The organism is uncultured Cardiobacterium sp., assembly GCF_938028185.1.
In the GTDB taxonomy this organism is placed as follows: domain Bacteria; phylum Pseudomonadota; class Gammaproteobacteria; order Cardiobacteriales; family Cardiobacteriaceae; genus Cardiobacterium.
The window spans coordinates 1-3,319 of sequence record NZ_CALJAH010000438.1; the positions used below are offsets into that span (position 1 = coordinate 1).

Sequence of the window (3,319 nt, forward strand, 5' to 3'; positions counted from 1 at the left end):
TTCGCCGTACAACCGCGTACTGTCTTCAGCGGCGCGCCTTGTCTGAAACTTTCGGAGGATGGCTATAATCCTGATGAGCAAACCGCATTTCTGTTTAAAATTGGCGAAATTGAGCGCGTCTCTATGCCAAAATCGTCTGTACCCATTGGGAAAACCGGGCAGGCGACATCGCCAAAATAGCGCAAACTCATATCGCTATATGCCCTGTGGTGGAAGTCGTCGATTTTATTATTAAGAGTGTGGAAGATGTATTGTGCAGCAGATTGGACAGCAGTTTGCAGAATAAAGGCGAGCATATCCTTGCCCCCTTTACCGAGACGGGAATCTTCATTACCCGCTCGCGGTAAAGTGGCGTCATTCTTGCTGCACAGCTGCCGGGAAAATACCAAAACGAAATTCACGCCAATGAAATGAGCCTGTTCGCCTACTACGCCGCCATCAATATTGAAGTCGCCTATCACGGTACATTCATCTCAATACTGGCGAGAATATGAGCCGACAGCGGCGCAACACCGTATGAGGCTTTCGGTGGATGGCTATAACCTGCCGCTGGGATATTCTCTCCCTCCTTGCTTATAGCGATACTCACAAAGTTCTGTACAAGGCGCGCCGCCGAAGACAGTACGCTTTTGTACGGCGAGGCGGCGCAACGCCGTACAGGGCTTTGTGAGGATTGCTATATCAGCAGCCGCTTGTGTCGCGCGCTCACCCTGCAATCATCGCGCTGGAGCTGTTTGTGTTGTCATGAAAAAGCCTCCGCGCCACGGGATCAAGCCCGTTGTGGATGCGGAGGCTCATGTTGTCAGGCAGGCGGTGAGGATGCGCGACCCGCCAGCGCGGGTATCAGAACAACGGTTCGCTGAAGTCGAAGGCGAATTTGTCCATTGCCGGGACAATGCCGTCGCCCTGGATGTACTGGATGTCGTGCGGCCAGACGCGCGAGAGCTGCGCCGGGGATTCCATGTTGTCGGCAATGAGCATGGTGTGGTGTTCCCCGGCGTATTTTTTGACTTCGCCCATAAATTCTTCTTCTTCGCGGTCTTCAAAGGTGTCAATTTCGCGCATATCCAGCTTGATGACTTCGGGTTTGACCCGCTCCAGCATTTCGCGCACGGTGGCATCCATCCGCCCGACCCCGGCAAGGGCGAAGCGGCTGCCCTGCGGTCGCATTTTTTCGATGAGGTGTACCGCGCCGGTAAAGCCGTTGGCGAGGTTGTCCAGCCGCAGTTCAAAGGTAATCTGGCTGGGGCTGATGCCGGTGGCGCGCAGTTGGCTGTCAATCCATTCGGGGAAGGTGTCGTCCAGCATGGTGTCGGTGCTGAGGTTGATGAAGCATTGCAGCGCGCGCTGGTCGCCTTCGTAGGAAAGGATGTCCTGAATCATCGCGGTGATTTTGTAGCGGTCAAACTGGCGTGCAAAGCCGAAGCGTTCGGCCACCTGCATCAGTTGATCCAGTTCCATCATCTGCGGTGCCTCGCCGCCTTCGATATCGCTTGCCGGTGGCAGCACGAGCAGACGCTCGGCGTAGCGCGGCACACCGTCGGCTTCGAGCGCGCTGATAGGCTGGTACTGCACGCGCAGGCGGTCGTCGTCAAGGATGGCCTGGATTTCGTTGACACGGCGTTCGTCCTTGCGCGAGATGTCGCCGCTCATCGGCTCGGCAACGCGGTCGCTGCTTTGGCTCATGGCGAGGCTGCGTACCGCGCGGAAGCCTTTGGAAACAAGGTCTTCGTAACCGCTTTCGCTGGTGATTTCGGAGATACCGGCGAAGACTTTGGGGTGGACGAGGCGGCCGATGTTTTCCGGTACGACTTCGTCCAAGTGCGCAATCAGGCCGTTCACCCGCTTGATGGTGTCTTCCTTGTCGCCGGTCAGCCACAGTGCCAGGCCGTCGTCGGTGAAGCGCGCCATTTCCGTGCTGGGGGGCAGGAAGCGTTTGGTCGTCTCGGCCACGGTTTTCATCATGATTTCTGCTGCCTTGTAGCCGTCTTTCTGCCAAACCTCGCGGTAGTTTTCCAGCCAGGCATAGACCCAGTAACCAAGCACGGTCTTGGGCTCGCTGCGCTCTTGCGTCTGCTTGAGTGAAGCGGCGATGACGCGCGGCCCGGCGAGGCTGGTGGTCGGATCGAGGCCGGTGCCGCCGCCACCGCCCGCGTTTGCGCTGCGGAAATACATTTGCAGCCCCGGCTCGCCGTGGATGACGATGCTGGAAACGCTCAGGTTGACATCCACCTTGCCGCCGTTAATCGCTTGCAGCTCAAAGCGTTCGCTCGGTACCACTTCTTTTTCCGTCGCCTTTTTCATCAGCGCCTTGATGCCGCGCTCGCTTTTGTGCGGAACGAAGCTCATCAGGGTCAGTTCGTCCAGCGCGGCGCGGTCTTTGACACCAAAGGTGTGCAAAAACGCGGGGTTGGCATCGACGAACAGGCCGTCCTGCACGTAGGCGACCGGGTCGGGCAGGTCGTGGTAAATGCGTTCGTAGCGGTCGCTGATGGCTTTGGCGTCTTTTTCGACGCCGTGCAGGGTGCGGTCAAAATGGGCGACGCGCATCAATTGTTGTACGTGCTTGACCGCGCTCAACAAATCGCGGCGCGCACAGGCATATTCCGCGCCCTGCTTGATCCACTGGTCCAGCCCTTCCGGTTTGCTGTCAATGACGATGACCGGCACCGGCGGGTGTATTTTTTCGCGCACGATCGGGCGCAGTTTGTCCATCGACGGCAGGCCTTCCTGCACGGCAAGGACGACGATGTCCGGGCGGCTTTCCAGCATGCGCGATTCGGCCTGCTCCAGCGTCTCCGCGCGGCGCTCGTTCAGCAGGAAAAAGCGCTGCACGCCCTTGCTAAAGGCCAGCATCCATTCCATGTCGTTGCTGATCATCAGAATCGAGCAGGATTCTTTGACGGTTTCTTCTGCCATGTTGTATTCCTTTCAATGTGTTCCGAAAAGTGCCGCATTATGCAATGAACGGCGCATCTTGCCAAATGCTAATAAATGATGCGGCTGCGGATGGTACCGGCGACGCTTTTGAGTTGTTCCAGCGCGACTTGTGAGTCGCTGTGCGCCACGTCCATCACCAGATAGCCGATTTCGCCTTTGGTAATCAGCGTTTGTGCGGCGATGTTGATGCCGTGTTCGGCGAAGAGATGGTTCACTGCCGAGAGCACGCCGGGCTGGTTGCGGTGAATGTGCAGCAGGCGGTGCGTGTCTTCGCGCAGCGGCAGCGATACTTCGGGGAAGTTGACCGCGCCGACGGTCGCGCCGCTTTTCAGGTACTGCACGAAGCGCCCCGCCACTTCCAGGCCGATGTTTGCCTGCG

The 3,319-nt window shown here is 58.0% G+C and carries 3 protein-coding genes; all 3 read right to left on the minus strand.

The annotated features are described in order from the left end of the window. Positions 1–62: 62 nt before the first annotated feature. Positions 63–461: a hypothetical protein gene (locus tag Q0349_RS12645; RefSeq protein WP_298081376.1), complete on the minus strand. Its 399-nt coding sequence runs from the start codon at positions 459–461 to the stop codon at positions 63–65. 382 nt (positions 462–843) lie between these two features. Next, on the minus strand, positions 844–2,919 hold the full coding sequence (locus Q0349_RS12650; protein ID WP_298081377.1) for an EAL domain-containing protein: 2,076 nt from the start codon (positions 2,917–2,919) through the stop codon (positions 844–846). Between the two features lie 68 nt (positions 2,920–2,987). Next, positions 2,988–3,319: ACT domain-containing protein (locus Q0349_RS12655; protein ID WP_298081378.1), on the minus strand; the 332-nt coding region annotated here is incomplete at its 5' end.